Below are 16,345 nucleotides of genomic sequence, written 5' to 3' on the forward strand. Positions count from 1 at the left end.
TAACTTAACCCAGTGGAGTACATCACGTGTTAGATGCATCAGCTATTGCTAATGACACAAGTTTCATGCTTTCCCGCATCCAATTTGCTGCCAATATTAGTTTTCATATTTTATTTCCTACTATCAATATCGCCTTGTGCTGGGTATTGCTGTTTTTCAAAGTTCGCTTTAATCAAACCCAAGACGATAGTTGGTTACGTGTATACCGATTTTGGGTCAGAATATTTGCGTTAACTTTTGGTATAGGCGTGGTCAGTGGCATTACGATGTCATTCCAGTTTGGTACTAATTGGCCGGGTTACATGGAAACCGTAGGTAATATTGCGGGACCGTTACTCGGGTATGAAGTAATGACCGCTTTCTTTTTAGAAGCCTCATTTCTTTCAATTATGCTATTTGGTATGGATCGAGTGTCTAACCGTGTTCACACCATTGCGACCATACTGGTTTCTTTTGGCACCACATTATCAGCATTTTGGATTTTGTCTCTTAATTCTTGGATGCATACGCCAGCAGGTTTTGAGATGATTGATGGAGTAGCACATGTTACTAGTTGGCTTGAGGTTATTTTTAACCCTTCTATGCCCTATCGATTCATGCACATGCTAATAGCCTCAGGGTTAACGACGGCATTTTTAATTTCAGGTATTTCTGCTTACAGATTAATCAAAGGCGACAATAAAAAGTCAGTAAAACAAGCGTTAAATTTTTCAGTCGTTATGGCGGCTGTTTTAATTCCTATACAAATTTTTGTTGGTGATTTACACGGGTTAAATACCTTTAAAAATCAACCTGCTAAAATTGCCGCTATGGAGGGAGTATGGAACACCGAAGCCAATGTTCCGTTATTACTGTTTGCATTACCTGATGAACAAAAACGAGAAAACAACTTTGAAGTAAAAGTGCCTAATATGGCCAGTATTATATTAACCCATGATTCAGCAGGAGAAATACAAGGCTTAAATGACTTTGTAGATAAACACCCTCCAGTTGCGCCGGTATTTTTCAGCTTTAGAATAATGATAGGCGTTGGTGTATTAATGCTGCTATTTTCTTGGCTCGCAACTTATCAATATGTTATCAAAAAACGCTACCCAACTTGGTTATTAAAAGTGGGTGTTGCTATGACATTTTCTGGCTGGTTAGCCACACTGGCTGGTTGGTATGTAACGGAAATTGGCCGACAACCTTACTTAGTAACGGGAATATTACGCACCAAAGACGCCGTGACCACTACACCGCCAGAAAATATAGTTATGTCATTAACGCTGTATTTAGTCATTTATGGTTTCTTGCTTATTGCCTACATACGCACTTTATTTGTCATGGCAAATCGAGCGATAATTTTAGAACAGTCAAATGCATCACTAAACGAACCAAACTCGTCGATTGAACCTCAAATTCCCTTAACTGAAGAAGGAGCGAAATAATGATATCTACATCAGTTGATTGGCTGCCTATTGTATTCGTTGGCTTAATGGGCCTTTCGTTTTTAATTTACGCGATACTTGATGGTTACGATTTGGGCGTGGGTGTTTTACTACCTTTGGATAACCAGCAGCAGCGCGACACTATGATCTATTCCATTGGACCATTTTGGGATGCTAACGAAACATGGCTGGTAATGGCTATTGGCTTATTGTTGATAGCTTTCCCTAAAGCACACTCAATTATCTTTCAAGCATTGTACTTACCAACAGCCCTGATGCTAGCTGGGCTTATTTTACGCGGAGTTTCATTTGATTTTCGAACTAAAGCGCCAAGTAACGATAAAAAGAAGTGGGATTTTGCGTTTAAATTTGGCTCTTTATTAGCGACATTATCACAAGGTTACATGTTGGGACGTTATATCACCTCATTTGAAGATACATGGTTATCACTCGGTTTTTCTGTCTTGTCCGCTATTTGCGTAACAGCAGGTTATTGTTTTATTGGCGCAGCATGGTTGGTAATGAAAACCGAAGGTGAATTACAACGTAAAGCGGCAAAATGGGCGAAATATACCAATGTATTAATGGCGTTTGGTATTGTCGCTGTATGTATAACCAATTTATTAATTGATCAGCAAATTATGGATAAATGGCTTGGTGGCGTTCAAGCCATACTGATTCTTCCATTAACTTTCTTACTTGGTTTTACTTTTATTACTGTCCACCGATATCTAGACAAAGTACCTATGGAGAATGACTTGGGCTGCTGGTTACCATTTTCAGCTGCTATTATGTTATTTATTCTCTGCTTTTGTGGTTTAGGCTATAGTTTTTATCCTTACATTGTGCCCTTTCAAGTAACCATATTTGAAGCGGCAAGCTCAAGAGAATCACTATGGTTTATCTTTGTAGGTGCTGCAGTAGTGCTGCCAATGATTATTGGATACACAATATTTTCTTATAAAGTGTTCTGGGGCAAAACCACTAAGCTTAACTACTAGGTTTAACTACTAGGCTGAACGATCTGGTTTAACGACTAAAGTTGGACAAAAAGAGTGCAAATAGTCACTAGGCTATCACTAAGAATTTTTGCTAGAATATGCGCCATATTCTAGACAATACTCACTTTAGACGCACCGTTATTAAATTAGCGGTGCTTGGAGATAGCAATTTATGCCAGCTTACGCCGTAGGTCACAAAGTACCAGATTCAGATTCAATTTGTTCAGCCATCGCACTTTCATATTTAAAAACCACTATTGGTGAAGATGTGAGACCAGCACGTTTAGGTGAACTTTCACCTGAAACTGCGTTTATTTTAGAAAAATTTGGCTTAGAAAAACCTGAGCTTAAATTGAGCTATGCTGATACAGACGGAATTTACGTTGTTGATCACTCAGACCGTATTCAAGGTCCTGACGATATTGATGACTCAACGGTATTAGGCATTATCGATCACCATAAATTAGGTGATATTACTACTTCAACTCCGTTGGAAATTTGGGTTCGCCCTGTGGGTTGTACAAATACTATCATTAAAATGATGTACGACTTTCACGATGTTGAAATTCCTAAAAACATTGCTGGTGCCATGATGTGCGCCATTTTGTCTGACACTGTAATTTTTAAATCGCCAACTTGCACCACTGCTGATATTAAATGTGTTGAAGCTTTAGCAGAAATTGCCGGCATCGAAGATTACAAAGGTATGGGCATGGAAATGTTCACAGTTAAGTCTTCTGTTCAAGGTACACCAGTACGTGATTTAGTGTTACGTGATTTTAAAGATTTCAATATGAGTGATAATATTGTTGGTATTGGCCAGTTAGAAGTTATTGACCTAGCATTATTTGACGAGATGAAAGCTGATTTACACGCTGATTTACAAGCGGTTAAAGAAGAAGGTAAGCGTCATACCGTAATGTTGTTACTTACTGACATTATGCAAGAAGGCTCTGAGCTATTAGTGGTTAGTGACGATACTAGCATTATTGAAAAAGCTTACGATATTAGCTTAGTTGACAATAAAGCTTGGTTACCTGGTGTCATGAGTCGTAAAAAGCAAGTCGTGCCACCACTACAAGATACTTTTGCTAAATAACCAAAACTGAAATCAAATAAATTTCACTGAAGTTAACTATTAGCGACTAAGAGTCTTAATTTAAAGCCCAGTTATCACTGGGCTTTTTACTTTCTAGATATTTTAATATGCCTTAATTTCATCAAAAATTTAGGGCATAAAGTCAAAATTCTAAATGACCTGCGCTTTGCTAAACCACTTTTTATAAGGTTGATATCTATCGTAAAGCCAATTAAACATGAAAGTATAAATGAGTATAAACGTTATAAATCCAGCTTCTAAAATAATAGCGGCTAACCAGGTTATATTTAAATACCAAGCTAATGTTGGCAAAGTAAATATCAACAGACCAAACTCAAAACCACAGGCATGACAGATTCGAGTGACTAAACTCCTTTCAATCCGATTTCCGCCAGCTAGTCGGTCAAATACTATGTTGTAGATGTAATTCCAAAACATAGCAAAAACAGATAACGCAATACCAACAACCAACATTTTATCAGGCTCAAAACCAGCAATTAGCACGGTTGCAGGTACTGTTATGGCCAATGTGGTAACTTCAAAAATGATAGCCTGAAAAACTCTCTCAATTGTTTTCATAAAATAATTCTATTTATAGTGACGATGCCGCTATTTTCATCCAAAATAAAGATACATGTAAGTTAGGTTGTATCTGGAAAAACGATATGTTTAGTGTTGAACAACTTCAAGCCTTTGCAACAACGGTAGAGACCGGATCATTTTCGGCGGCGGCTCGACATTTAAATAAAGCGCAATCAGTGATTAGCCAGCACATCATTAATTTAGAAATAGACTGCAATGCCACGCTTTTTGAACGCTCTGGCCGCTATCCTTTATTGACAGAGGCCGGTAAAAATTTATTACCACAGGTACAAGCACTGCTAAATCAGCATCAAAGGTTAAGAAACTCTGCACTGGCGTTATCTGATGATACACCGAGCGAAATAACAATAGCACTTGATGAAGGCATACCGTTTAAAAAAATCATAACCGCTATTGACCAATTACAACGTCAATACCCTCATGTAACTTTAGAATTTTTAAGTGCCTCAAGTCTCGATATTATTGACATGCTAAAGACCGAGCAAGCATTAACAGGTATTATTTTTAGCGAACTTGCGATGCCGAATTATTTAGATTTTGAATGCCTTGGCACTGTAAAGTTTGATGTGTATGTTGCAAAAAATCACAGCCTAGCAAAGCTGAAGTGTCAAAACATCGATGGTTTGCGACTACACCGTCAATTACTCATTCGCTCGCGCAATACCCAAACAAGTAGCTTTCAATTAAAGATCAGTCCCGATATTTGGTATGCCGATAATTACTTTCTATTACTTGAACTCGCCTTAAAAGGACACGGATGGTGCTTATTACCTAATCACGTGGCAGATGAATCAATAGAGCGAGGAGAACTAGTTAAGTTAACCTTAGAGCATGGTGATATGGGCTGGCATGCCAATGTTGATGTATTGCAGCATCAAAGACACAGTAACTTAGCTATTTTTAGAACACTGAGAAATTTATTGCGGAACCGACTTAAGCCTTAGCATTTGCATCGTAAAAAAGCCCAGCAGTTGCTGGGCTTTTGTTATTTACCTACTCGAGAAAAGTTTAAATACCTTTCACGCCCATATTGAATAGTGTAAAACCGTAAATATCAGCATATTGATCAATGGTTTTACTGATTGGCGTACCAGCACCATGACCCGCATCCGTTTCAATACGAATTAAGGTTGGGTTAGCGCCAACTTGTTTCGCTTGTAACTCAGCAGCAAATTTAAATGAATGTGCAGGTACCACGCGATCATCATGATCACCTGTTGTTACCATCGTTGCTGGGTAATGCGTACCCGCTTTAACATTATGTACCGGCGAGTAGTCTAATAAATAGTTAAACATTTCAGCATTGTCATCTGACTTACCATAGTCGTAAGCCCAACCAGCGCCTGAGGTAAACGTATGGTAACGTAGCATATCCAATACACCAACGGCTGGTAATGCTACCTTAAATAGTTCAGGACGTTGTGTCATCACCGCTCCTACTAATAAACCACCATTAGAGCCGCCCATTACCGCCAGCTTATCAGATGAGGTAACTTTTTCTGCAATTAAGTATTCTGCCGCGGCAATAAAGTCATTAAAAACATTTTGTTTTTTCAACTGAGTACCAGCGTCGTGCCATTTTTTGCCGTATTCACCACCACCACGTAAATTAGCAACAGCATAAACGCCACCTAATTCTAACCATGCAGCACGCGTTGAGCTAAATTGTGGTTGTAAACTAATATTGAAGCCACCGTAACCATAAAGAATAGTTGGATTAGTACCATCTAACACTAAACCTTTCTTATGAGTAATGATCATAGGAACTTTAGTGCCATCTTTAGAAGTATAGAAAACTTGATTTGATTCGAAGTTATCGCTATCAAATTTAACTTTCGACTTCATATGTACAGTAGACTCACCTGTTGTGACATCTAAACTGAAAACTGTTGACGGTGTTTTCTGATTACTAAAAGAGTAATACAGCTTATTTTGTAATTCTTTACCGCTAAAGCCGCCAGCAGTACCGACTTCAGGTAAAGCGATATCACGCACTTTTTTGCCGCTCAGATCATATTGCTGAATAAAAGATGTGGCATCTTTCATATATTTAGCAAATAAATAACCACCACCCGTTGAAACATCTAATACATTTTCAGTCTCAGGGATAACATCTACCCAGTTCTCAACAAGTGGTTGTTTCGCATTAACTTTAACAACACGTTTATTTGGCGCGTTCATGTTAGTAATAAACAGTAAGCTATCACCTTTGCTGCTCACTAAGTAAGTATCAGAGTCGGTATTGCCCACAACAGTAACCAATGCTGAATCAGCTTTGGTTAAGTCTTTAATAAATAATTTACTACCTGAAGTAGAAACCGCTGCTGACACTAATAAGTATTTGCCATCATCAGTCACTTCACCACTAACATAACGATGTTTTTCAGCCTCAATACCACCAAATACCAATGCATCAGTCGATTGAGCAGTACCTAACTCATGGTAATACAATTTATGTTGATCAGTTTTTGCTGATAACTCACTACCTTGAGGCTTGTCGTAGCTAGAGTAATAAAAGCCTTTGTTACCGACCCATGATAAACCGCTGAATTTAATATCAACCAGCTCTGACTCGAGTACTTCTTTAGTTTCGGTATCAATAATGCGTGCTTTACGCCAATCGCTACCGCCTTCAGAAATTAAATAAACTGCTAATGAACCATCTTTACTAAATTCAATGCTCGATAGCGAAACGGTACCGTCTTCACTAAAAGTATTAGGATCTAAAAATACTTTTGCTGGAGCATCACCCTTTTGACGATACAAAACATATTGATTCTGTAAGCCATCATTTTTATAGAAATAACTGTAGTCGCCCTCAATAAAAGGCATGCCCACTTTCTCGTAATCAAGCAAAGCGGCAAGGCGTGATTTAATTTTATCGCGGTAAGGAATTTGTGCTAAATAGTCATGAGTGGTTTTATTTTGTGCCGTGACCCATTCAGCTGTTTCGGCGCTCATATCATCTTCTAACCAACGATAGGCATCGGGCACTTTAGTACCAAAGTAGTCATCAACTACTGTACCTTTTTTCGTTTCAGGGTAAGTTATCATTGTGCTTTCATTACTAGCAGTTGCTGCTTTTTCAACTGTCGAGGCTGTTGCTGAATATTCAGCACAGCTAGTAAGACCAAATAGAGCTATCAGTACCGCCGAGCTTAAGGTTATTTTTTTAGAATTCATAATTTACCATATAAATTAGACTGTTATTATTTGCCAGCAATCATAGGGGAGGAAATTATTGATGTCTACCAAATCACTAAAGTTAACAGAAAGTTACTGTAAACAACTGAACCGAAGCGCAACAGACCTTATTCAAGATCCCGCTTGTTTATTTAACCGCACTATAACGTCGATAAAAAACACAAGATCACCTTGATAAACCATATTAATGATTTAAGTTTGAACATTACTTTGTTAACGTCATAAGCTATTGTTTTTAAATAAACATCATGCGTATTTACTCCGAGTTCCGATTAAATACGTCAGCTATGACTATCGTCAAACAATTAAAAGAAAAATGGTGCACCTATGAATATTGAAAATTCTTCCCGCCTTAGCTATCAGCTTATTGATGAAACTGACAGCGAGTTTCTGTTTCAACTCGATCAAAATCCAGACGTTATGCGCTACATCAATGGCGGCGTTTTGACGACACGCGAAGATATTAAAGATCTATTCATCCCACGTCTTAATGCCTATAAAAATGTCGATAAAGGTTGGGGATTATGGAAAGTTAGCGTTATGACAACGCAAGAAGATATTGGCTGGATTTTAGTACGTCCTATGGAGTTTTTTTCCGACACCCCCATTTGGCACGACATTGAATTAGGCTGGCGATTTTTACAATCCACTTGGGGCAAAGGTTATGCATCCGAGGCAGCAATTCATATTCACCAAGCACTAGCTAAACAACCTGAAAATAAAGTATTTAGTGCGGTTGCCATGCAGGATAATGCCGGTTCTATCGCTGTAATGAAAAAAATGGGTATGAAATATATAAAATCCTATACTCATTCTGACTCACAACTGGGTGATTTAGATGTTGTGCTTTACAGCATAGAAAACGTCTGAAAAATTAAAAAGTGCCTGTTGAAATAAAGTCTCTCCCTATATTTATCTATAGCCCACTTTATCGATAGAATTTTGTCAGTATATTCTTTTGGCGCACCTTCAACCGCTATTATGGATGGCCTGATTATCAAAAGTTAAGATAATTTGAAATAAACACTTGACGATACAAATGATAATGATTATCATTTGTATCTCTTCTTGGTCAAAGTGGGCGCACTACTACTTAGACTAATGTTGATACAAGTGCGGAGCTTAGTTGTTATGAATTAGGACGTGTTTCAACTAAGCAACGTACTTAACCAATGAATAACTTGATAGCGTTATTTAAATTAAAAAGCCAACTATTCTCCAGTAGTTGGCTTTTTTGCATTTCAGCTATTTTTTAAGGTTGTACGTAGGTAAATAATTTATAACTTGTCAGGTCACCCGTATTAACTTTTTATCTTCGTAAGGCGCAGCTTTTAAATAATAGTATCTTCAAGTTGAACTAAGTTTATTAAAACTAAAAAACAGAAAAGCCCAACAAAAGTTGGGCTTTACATAATTCAACGAGTAAAAGTTAGCTAAATTTCTTCATCAAAAGTGAGTAAGCGAAATTACACTCTTTCAAATACTGTAGCAATACCTTGGCCTAAACCAATACACATAGTGGCTAAACCAATGTTAGCGTCTTGCGCTTCCATTAAGTTAATTAACGTACCTGAAATACGCGTACCTGAACAACCTAATGGGTGACCAAGAGCAATAGCGCCACCATTAAGGTTAATCATGTCATCCATTTTGTCTTCTAGACCTAATGAACGTACACATGACAACGCTTGTGCAGCAAATGCTTCGTTAAATTCAGCCAATTCAATATCAGCTAACGTTAAACCTGCACGTTTCAATGCTTTCTTCGTTGCTGGCACTGGACCAAAGCCCATAGTAGATGGATCACAACCTGCGATAGCCATACCACGGATTTTAACACGAGGTGTTAAGCCCATTGCTTTTGCACGTTCAGCTGACATCACTAACATCGCCGAAGCGCCATCAGAAAGTGCAGAAGAGGTACCGGCTGTTACTGTACCATTTACCGGATCAAATACCGGACGTAAACCCGCTAAGCTTTCAATCGTGGTTTCAGGACGAATAACTTCATCATGCTCGATAAGCGTTAACGCGCCCATAGCATCATGACCTAATGTTGGTACAATTTCGTTTGCCCAACGGCCTTCAAGCATAGCTTTGTGAGCACGTTGATGAGAACGAGCGCCAAAAGCGTCTTGTTCAGCACGCGTAATACCGTGTTGCATACCTAGTAACTCAGCCGTTAAGCCCATGTTACCAGCAGCACGTGAAATATGCTTACTTAATGCAGGATCAAAATCTACATCGTACATCATAGGTACGTGACCCATGTGCTCAACACCACCAACTAAAAACACATCGCCTTGACCGGCCATGATGTTAGTCGTGGCGTCATGTAGTGCTTGCATTGAAGAACCACATAAACGGTTAACGGTAACAGCACCAGTAGACTTTGGTATATCTGTTAATAGTTGAGCATTACGAGCAATATTAAAACCTTGCTCTTTAGTTTGCTTAACGTTACCCCAAATAATATCTTCAATTAATGCAGGGTCTAAATTAGGGTTTCTTACTAACAATTGTTGCATTAAGTGTGCTGATAAAGTTTCAGCACGAACATTACGAAAAACACCAGCTTTTGAGCGCCCCATTGGGGTACGGATGCAATCGACAATTACGACTTCTTTCATGATTTTCTCCTTCGCTTAAGCTGTTTTAACATCGGTTGTAAAATATGACTGACCAGATTTCGCCATTGCGCGCATACCGTCAGTTACTTGATAAATTTCGCCTAAGTGCGCGTATTTATCAGCCATAGCAATAAAGTTATCTAAACCTAAAGTTTCTAAATAACGAATTGGACCACCTCTAAATGGTGGAAAACCTAAGCCGTATATCAAGCCCATGTCAGCTTCAGCTGCGGTATCAACCACACCTTCTTCTAAACAGCGCACAACTTCATTCACCATAGGGATCATCAAACGAGCAATAGTTTCGTCTTGGCTAAAATCTTTTTTCTCAACGCCAGCAAATAAATCATAAGCCACTTGTGCCGCAACTTTCGTTGGACGACCGCGCTTATCTTTACCGTAATCGTAAAAGCCTTTACCATTTTTCTGACCTAAGCGATCTTTATTATATAAAGCGCTTACTGGGTCATTATCAATTTTAGACATACGCGTTGGGAAACCAGCAGACATAACACCAGTACAATGATCTGCAGTATCAATACCAACAACATCAAGTAAATATGCAGGGCCCATTGGCCAACCGAATTGTTTTTCCATTACTTTATCAACAGCAACAAAATCAGCACCTTCAAGTACTAATTGGCTAAAGCCGGCAAAGTATGGGAATAAAACACGGTTGATATAAAAACCAGGACAATCGTTAACTACGATAGGTGATTTACCCATTTTCGCAGCGTAGGCTACAACAGCAGCAACGGTTTCATCTGAAGTTTCTTTACCACGAATAACTTCAACTAATGGCATTTTGTTTACCGGGTTGAAGAAATGCATGCCACAAAATTTATCTTTACGTTTAAGGCCTTCTGCTAATAAATCAATTGAAATAGTAGAGGTATTTGAAGTCACTATGGTGTCTTCGCTAACATGACTTTCAACTTCAGCTAAAACCATTGCTTTAACTTTTGGATTTTCTACAACAGCTTCAACAACAATATCAACATCTTTAACGCTGTCGTAACTTAATGACGGGGTAATACTATTAAGTACACCAGCCATTTTCTTAACCGTCATGCGACCACGTTCAACTTGCTTAGTTAAAATACCTGCAGCAGTTGATAAGCCTAAATCAAGCGCTTGGTCGTTAATATCTTTCATGATAATTGGCGTGCCTTTATAGGCTGACTGGTAAGCAATACCACCACCCATAATTCCTGCACCCAACACAGCCGCTTTATTTACAGCTTTAGTGGCTTGTTTACCGGCTTTTTTCGCTTTTCCTTTCACTACCTGATCGGCCATAAATAGGCCAATTTGTGCAGTAGCTACGTCGGTTTTCGCTAATTTTGCAAAACCGGCATTTTCTAATGCCATGGCGCCAGCACGATCTAAACCTGCGGCCGCTTCAATAGTTTTAACCATCACCATAGGTGCTGGGTAGTGTTTACCCGCTTTCGCTGCAATCATGCCTTTACACGTATTAAAGGTCATAATGCTTTCTGTTGGTGAAAGCTTTAATGGCTCTAGTTTAGGCTGACGCTTAGCACGCCAATCTAATTTGCCTGCAATAGCTTGGTTAAGCATTTTTATTGCTGCTTCACGCAAGTGTTCTGGCGCTACAACTGCATCAAGTAATCCTACAGCCATTGCTTGTTCAGCTTTAAAAGCTCGGCCTGTCGACATCCATTCAATGGCATTATCAGCGCCAATTACACGTGGTAAACGTACAGTACCACCAAAACCTGGGATTAAACCCAAGTTAACTTCAGGTAAGCCGATTGAACATGTGGTATCAGCAATACGATAATCACACGCTAAGGTCATCTCACAACCACCACCTAACGCAAAGCCATTGATGGCAACGACGGTAGGAAGATTAATATCTTCAAATGAGTCAAAAATATCGGAGGCTTGTTTTACCCAAGGTAATAATTCGTCTTCCGGCTTTTTAAATGTTTCTAAAAACTCGGTGATATCAGCACCAACGATAAATGAAGACTTACCTGAAGTAATTAATACTCCTTTAGCTTCACTGCAATTATTTATCGCATCAATAATCGCGATATATTCTTTAAAGGTTGCCTGATCAAACTTGTTAACTGAGCCTTGTGCATCGAATTTAAATTCGACAATGCCATCATCTAACAACTTGGCAGAAAGGCTTTTGCCTTGAAATAACATGCCTACTCTCCTGACTTTTTGTGGGTCGATTGACTGGTAATATGTAATCATAGACTACTACCGAGCGTGTGAATATTTAGCTTACACATTAAATTTAATTAACGAGTAAAAGAAATAAAGTGCACATGAGTTTGCCTTGAAAGGAAAGGGAAAGCAAACTTTTTTAAACAAGCGTTTTAATTAAGTGTATTAATTTTTTCAAACGCCTTATTTAATGCGCCCTCGCGTGCCTCTTAGTTCATTTTTATGCATTTTATCCAACAGCACTTTCTCCATATCAATACCTTGCCAGTGAGCAATATCTAATACTCTGAGCACAATATCAGCTAGCTCTTCAGCAAAGTCATCACTTGGTTTTTCACCACGACATTCATTAATTGCCTCACCAACTTCAGAGGCGACCAAAGCTAATGCTTCTAAAGTAGTTTTATTGTGCCACCCCATACGTTCAACCCATTCATAATTGAGCTCTGCTATTTTATTAATATTCATTAATGCCTCTGTAATGGTTTTATTAAAGTAACAACTAAGTAATAACCCGAAAAATCAGGATTATCACCTTTTGTTTTACTACATTCTTTATGGTTTTTTCTTGTAATTAACTTACAATAACTTGCCCATGTCAATGCCATAAAACTGAAATTAAAATGCTAATCAGCGAAAAATTACGTAATCCGGAAAACTTATTACTCGCTATGGCATTTATTATGCCTTTAGTCTTTTCAGTTTGGATGGCAATGTTAAACAACTTTGTTATTGAACAGGCAAACTTTACTGGTATAGAAATAGGTATATTACAAAGTTTAAGAGAGATCCCAGGGTTCCTTGCCTTTACCGCTATTTATGTTTTGCTATTTATAAAAGAGCAAAAGCTAGCCTTACTTTCACTGGGTTTAACTAGCTTAGGTGTTGCAGCAACAGGTTTTTTTCCATCGGTTGTTGGCTTGTACCTCACTACGGTCATTATGTCTGTTGGCTTTCATTATTTTGAAACCGTTAATCAATCACTCACTTTACAATGGATCAGTAAAGATAAAACAGCACACTTTTTAGGTCGAGCCTTATCAGTGAAATCTATTGCCTCCTTACTTGCTTTTGGCAGTATTTGGGTATTAATGGAGCAATTTGAATGGAGCTATCAAGCCACTTATTTACTGTTTGGCGGTATTGCCTTAGTTTTCACTATCGCTTTGGTTATATCATTTCCATCTTTTGTACCACCCGTAGAACAATCTCGTCGATTAATTTTACGAAAACGCTATTTACTATTTTATGCATTAACCTTTTTTAGTGGTGCACGCAGGCAAATTTTTGTCGTATTTGCTGGCTTTTTGATGGTAGAAAAATTTAATTATAGTGTTGCAGATGTTAGTGCACTATTTATGATTAACTATGTTTTTAATTGGTTATTTGCTGCAAAAATTGGCAAATTTATTGGCCGAGTCAGCGAACGCCATGTGTTAAGATTTGAGTATATTGGGCTTACCATTTTATTTATTCTTTATGGTTTAGTTGAAAACGCCAATATTGCAGCCGTATTGTATGTGATTGACCACTTATTTTTCGCACTGGCAATTGCCATAAAAACCTACTTTCAAAAAATTGCTTTGCCAGAAGATATAGCCTCAAGTGCAGGAGTTAGTTTTTCCATCAATCATATCGCAGCTGTAGTTATTCCGGCATTACTTGGAATGGTTTGGATAGTGAACTCTTCATGGGTATTTTATATTGGAGCAGGCTTTGCGTCTTGTTCTTTGTTGCTGACTGTATTTATGCCGTTAACTCCAAAGCTAAATGTGGAGTTTCGCAAAAAAGAAAAAGCACTTGTTCAACAAGTGCTTTAATTAAATGATTAAGGGCATAATACCGATAATGAATAACATAATGCTATCGGTTAATTTTCTCTAGAAAGCTAAAAAACTCATCAGCAGGCATAGGTTTTGCGTAATAGAAACCTTGAACTTCATCACAGCCTAAAGTTTTAAGCTCTGCTTCTTGTCCAGTGGTTTCTATGCCTTCAGCAATAACTTTCAAACCCATTTGCTTACCAAGGTTGATAATAGTGTCTGCTATTATTGAACCTCCCGGTGCTGCAATATCGCTAACAAAAGCTCGGTCGACTTTTAATCGGTCTAAAGGGAGTTTTTGTAAATAACTTAAAGACGAGAAACCTGTACCAAAGTCATCAAGAGCAATACTGATACCTTCCGCTTTTAATCTGACTAGCGCATCAATAATAATCTGAGGCTCGTCCATTAATATATTTTCAGTAATTTCTAACTCTAATTTACTGGTATCAACTTTATTAGACTTGGCTATTTCAATCACCGTATCAACAAAATTGTCGCGTTTAAATTGTGGTATAGACACGTTAACCGAAATACTGACATCGTTAAATTTACTCGCTGCTAGCTTATTTAACTGCTGGCACGCTTGATCAACCACCCAATTACCAATTTCAATAATTAAACCTGAATACTCTGCTAGTGGAATAAATACAGCTGGTGAAATAAATTTACCTTCGGCGGTTTTCCAACGTAATAACGCTTCGGCGCCAATAACCTTGCCAGTCGATAAACTTAGTTGTGGTTGATAATAAAGCTCTAAGCGGTTATCAGCAAAATCAGTACGTAATTGTCTGATCATTCCTAAACGCCAAAGCGTTTTATCTTCCATTTCTTGATGATAATAAACGTAAGGTTCGTGCAAAGATTTTTTAGCTAAATTGAGCGCTATATTAATTTGGTTAAGCACTTTTACGCCACGAGAACCCGCAGAGCTTTTTGAACAAAACCCGAAACATGCACTAATTAGTAGGTTTTGTTCTCCAACGGCAAAGGGTTCATTAAAGAGTGCCGTCATCGTTTCTGGGTTCACCCATTCTTTAGGACCAATAATGCCAAAAACATCAGCGCCAATTCTTGCTATATGATTTTGTTCACTCAACGATCGAATACGAGAAGAAACAGCCATCAATAACTGATTACCAATATCTTGGCCTAATCCGTCGTTGATATCACTGAAGTGATTAAGATCAATAAGCGCGGTAGCTAATTCGTTGTTATCACTTTGACAAAAGTCATCGAGTAAATTTAAAAAGTCTAAACGATTAGGTAAATCTGTTAACCAATCTTTGTAGGCAGCATTGCGCAGTTTTTGAAATAAATGAACATTTTCATAACCGGTGGCGATATTGGTTAGAAAAACTTCGATAAGTTGAATTTCTATTGTGGTTAATGCTTTACTTAGTTCTAGATGAATTACAGCTCTAAAGCCACCACTTGAAAAGTAAAAGGAGGCTGAATCAGTATCAAAAAAATGCTGCTTTTGTTGAAAGCAACGGGTAATTTGGCTGTCAGTATCTCTATTATCTAAACTGGATAATTTTTGGTTCACTGCAGTTTCGGATAAGCCTGACTGTCCTAAAATATACAAACTTAAATCATCAGCACCATTGACGATACTTTGCCCACGAGCACAAAAGACACTGTTGTTACTATCCACTAGCATTTTAAACTCGGCTAAAACGCCGCTAGCATAGTCGTGCACTGTATGCTGCTCAAGTAAGCTAGCAGCAGCGCCAATAATTTTTTCTAAACCTTGTCTATTTTTAGTAACGGAATCAATTTGCTGGTATGAACGAATAGCGGCATAAACTGTGGTAACTAACTTGCGGCGGGTTAACTCTGTTTTGGTTTTGTAATCATTTATATCGTAATCTTTAATAACACTTTCTTCTGGCGCATAACCTGGCTGGCCGGTGCGTAGAACTATTCGAATGTCATCACGTTTTAATTTTTCACGTATGTGCTTAACCACAGTAAGGCCAGCGTCATCGCTCTCCATAACAACATCAAGTAAAACCAAAACAATATCGTCATGTTCTTCGATTAAACTACATGCATCTTGGCCTGAGTAAGCGTGTATATATTCTAAGTGTCGACCTAAAACAACCAGGTCCGATAAGGCAAGCTGAGTTACTGAATGGATCTCAGGATCATCATCGACAATTAATACTTTCCATGTATCTCTAATAGCTGAATCAAATATTTCATCTTCATCGCTATCATCGATAAACAAAAAATCGTCGTTGGTATTTTCGGAAACTTGCATATCATCCTCAATGCACTAGTAAATAACAACTAGCTGAATTTTTGAACATCGGTCTCATTATAAATTGCCAACGTGTAATAAGTATAT

Annotated in this window: 12 protein-coding genes; 6 read left to right on the forward strand and 6 right to left on the reverse strand. The window is 38.1% G+C overall.

Annotation, left to right across the window (positions count from 1 at the left end):
- Positions 1-65 precede the first annotated feature (65 nt).
- From H4J50_RS06735 to H4J50_RS06745, 3 genes are all read left to right on the forward strand, one after another.
- Complete coding sequence (locus H4J50_RS06735; RefSeq protein ID WP_182255286.1) at positions 66-1,430, forward strand: cytochrome ubiquinol oxidase subunit I; 1,365 nt, start codon at positions 66-68, stop codon at positions 1,428-1,430.
- Positions 1,430-2,431 carry a cytochrome d ubiquinol oxidase subunit II gene (locus tag H4J50_RS06740; RefSeq protein WP_182255268.1) on the forward strand — a complete coding sequence of 334 codons (1,002 nt, stop codon included), beginning with the start codon at positions 1,430-1,432 and terminating at the stop codon, positions 2,429-2,431. Before H4J50_RS06735 ends, H4J50_RS06740 begins: the two co-directional genes overlap by 1 nt.
- 172 nt (positions 2,432-2,603) lie before the next feature.
- On the forward strand, positions 2,604-3,530 hold the full coding sequence (locus H4J50_RS06745) for a manganese-dependent inorganic pyrophosphatase (protein ID WP_108454911.1): 927 nt from the start codon (positions 2,604-2,606) through the stop codon (positions 3,528-3,530).
- 150 nt (positions 3,531-3,680) lie between these two features.
- Here H4J50_RS06745 and H4J50_RS06750 read toward each other — a convergent pair whose 3' ends face one another.
- Positions 3,681-4,109 carry a PACE efflux transporter gene (locus tag H4J50_RS06750; RefSeq protein ID WP_108454910.1) on the reverse strand — a complete coding sequence of 143 codons (429 nt, stop codon included), beginning with the start codon at positions 4,107-4,109 and terminating at the stop codon, positions 3,681-3,683.
- Between the two features lie 86 nt (positions 4,110-4,195).
- Between H4J50_RS06750 and H4J50_RS06755 the strand changes: the two genes are divergently transcribed.
- Positions 4,196-5,077: a LysR family transcriptional regulator gene (locus H4J50_RS06755; RefSeq protein WP_182255270.1), complete on the forward strand. Its 882-nt coding sequence runs from the start codon at positions 4,196-4,198 to the stop codon at positions 5,075-5,077.
- Between the two features lie 64 nt (positions 5,078-5,141).
- On the opposite strand, the gene H4J50_RS06760 is transcribed toward H4J50_RS06755, so the two are convergent.
- Positions 5,142-7,316, reverse strand: coding sequence for a prolyl oligopeptidase family protein (locus H4J50_RS06760; protein ID WP_182255272.1), 2,175 nt, complete (start codon positions 7,314-7,316; stop codon positions 5,142-5,144).
- A gap of 348 nt (positions 7,317-7,664) precedes the next feature.
- Here H4J50_RS06760 and H4J50_RS06765 point away from each other — a divergent pair, with 348 nt between their 5' ends.
- On the forward strand, positions 7,665-8,207 hold the full coding sequence (locus tag H4J50_RS06765; RefSeq protein WP_182255274.1) for a GNAT family N-acetyltransferase: 543 nt from the start codon (positions 7,665-7,667) through the stop codon (positions 8,205-8,207).
- 596 nt (positions 8,208-8,803) lie between these two features.
- On the opposite strand, the gene fadA is transcribed toward H4J50_RS06765, so the two are convergent.
- The 3 genes from fadA to H4J50_RS06780 form a co-directional block, all read right to left on the reverse strand.
- Entirely contained in the window at positions 8,804-9,967 is a 1,164-nt protein-coding gene (gene fadA, locus H4J50_RS06770) for an acetyl-CoA C-acyltransferase FadA (RefSeq protein WP_108454906.1), read from the reverse strand.
- Positions 9,968-9,982: 15 nt separating this feature from the next.
- Entirely contained in the window at positions 9,983-12,145 is a 2,163-nt protein-coding gene (gene fadB / locus H4J50_RS06775; RefSeq protein WP_182255288.1) for a fatty acid oxidation complex subunit alpha FadB, read from the reverse strand.
- Positions 12,146-12,352: 207 nt separating this feature from the next.
- Positions 12,353-12,637: a MazG nucleotide pyrophosphohydrolase domain-containing protein gene (locus H4J50_RS06780; RefSeq protein WP_108454904.1), complete on the reverse strand. Its 285-nt coding sequence runs from the start codon at positions 12,635-12,637 to the stop codon at positions 12,353-12,355.
- 155 nt (positions 12,638-12,792) lie between these two features.
- On the opposite strand from H4J50_RS06780, the gene H4J50_RS06785 reads away from it, so the two are divergent.
- Positions 12,793-13,989: an MFS transporter gene (locus H4J50_RS06785; RefSeq protein WP_182255276.1), complete on the forward strand. Its 1,197-nt coding sequence runs from the start codon at positions 12,793-12,795 to the stop codon at positions 13,987-13,989.
- Positions 13,990-14,032: 43 nt separating this feature from the next.
- Here the strand turns inward: H4J50_RS06785 and H4J50_RS06790 are convergent, their stop codons facing one another.
- Positions 14,033-16,258 (reverse strand): EAL domain-containing protein, encoded by a 2,226-nt coding sequence (locus H4J50_RS06790; protein ID WP_182255278.1) that lies wholly within the window; start codon positions 16,256-16,258, stop codon positions 14,033-14,035.
- Positions 16,259-16,345: the final 87 nt, after the last annotated feature.

The sequence above is a fragment of the Colwellia sp. 6M3 genome, assembly GCF_014077595.1.
In the GTDB taxonomy this organism is placed as follows: Bacteria; Pseudomonadota; Gammaproteobacteria; order Enterobacterales; family Alteromonadaceae; genus Cognaticolwellia.

Excerpts from the sequence above, each read along its gene's own strand:
- H4J50_RS06780 (WP_108454904.1), bottom strand. The coding sequence starts at position 12,637 with ATGAATATTAATAAAATAGCAGAGCTCAATTATGAATGGGTTGAACGT.
- H4J50_RS06735 (WP_182255286.1), top strand. The coding sequence starts at position 66 with ATGCTTTCCCGCATCCAATTTGCTGCCAATATTAGTTTTCATATTTTA.
- H4J50_RS06760 (WP_182255272.1), bottom strand. The coding sequence starts at position 7,316 with ATGAATTCTAAAAAAATAACCTTAAGCTCGGCGGTACTGATAGCTCTA.
- H4J50_RS06740 (WP_182255268.1), top strand. The coding sequence starts at position 1,430 with ATGATATCTACATCAGTTGATTGGCTGCCTATTGTATTCGTTGGCTTA.
- H4J50_RS06745 (WP_108454911.1), top strand. The coding sequence starts at position 2,604 with ATGCCAGCTTACGCCGTAGGTCACAAAGTACCAGATTCAGATTCAATT.
- H4J50_RS06750 (WP_108454910.1), bottom strand. The coding sequence starts at position 4,109 with ATGAAAACAATTGAGAGAGTTTTTCAGGCTATCATTTTTGAAGTTACC.
- fadB (WP_182255288.1), bottom strand. The coding sequence starts at position 12,145 with ATGTTATTTCAAGGCAAAAGCCTTTCTGCCAAGTTGTTAGATGATGGC.
- H4J50_RS06755 (WP_182255270.1), top strand. The coding sequence starts at position 4,196 with ATGTTTAGTGTTGAACAACTTCAAGCCTTTGCAACAACGGTAGAGACC.
- H4J50_RS06785 (WP_182255276.1), top strand. The coding sequence starts at position 12,793 with ATGCTAATCAGCGAAAAATTACGTAATCCGGAAAACTTATTACTCGCT.
- fadA (WP_108454906.1), bottom strand. The coding sequence starts at position 9,967 with ATGAAAGAAGTCGTAATTGTCGATTGCATCCGTACCCCAATGGGGCGC.
- H4J50_RS06765 (WP_182255274.1), top strand. The coding sequence starts at position 7,665 with ATGAATATTGAAAATTCTTCCCGCCTTAGCTATCAGCTTATTGATGAA.
- H4J50_RS06790 (WP_182255278.1), bottom strand. The coding sequence starts at position 16,258 with ATGCAAGTTTCCGAAAATACCAACGACGATTTTTTGTTTATCGATGAT.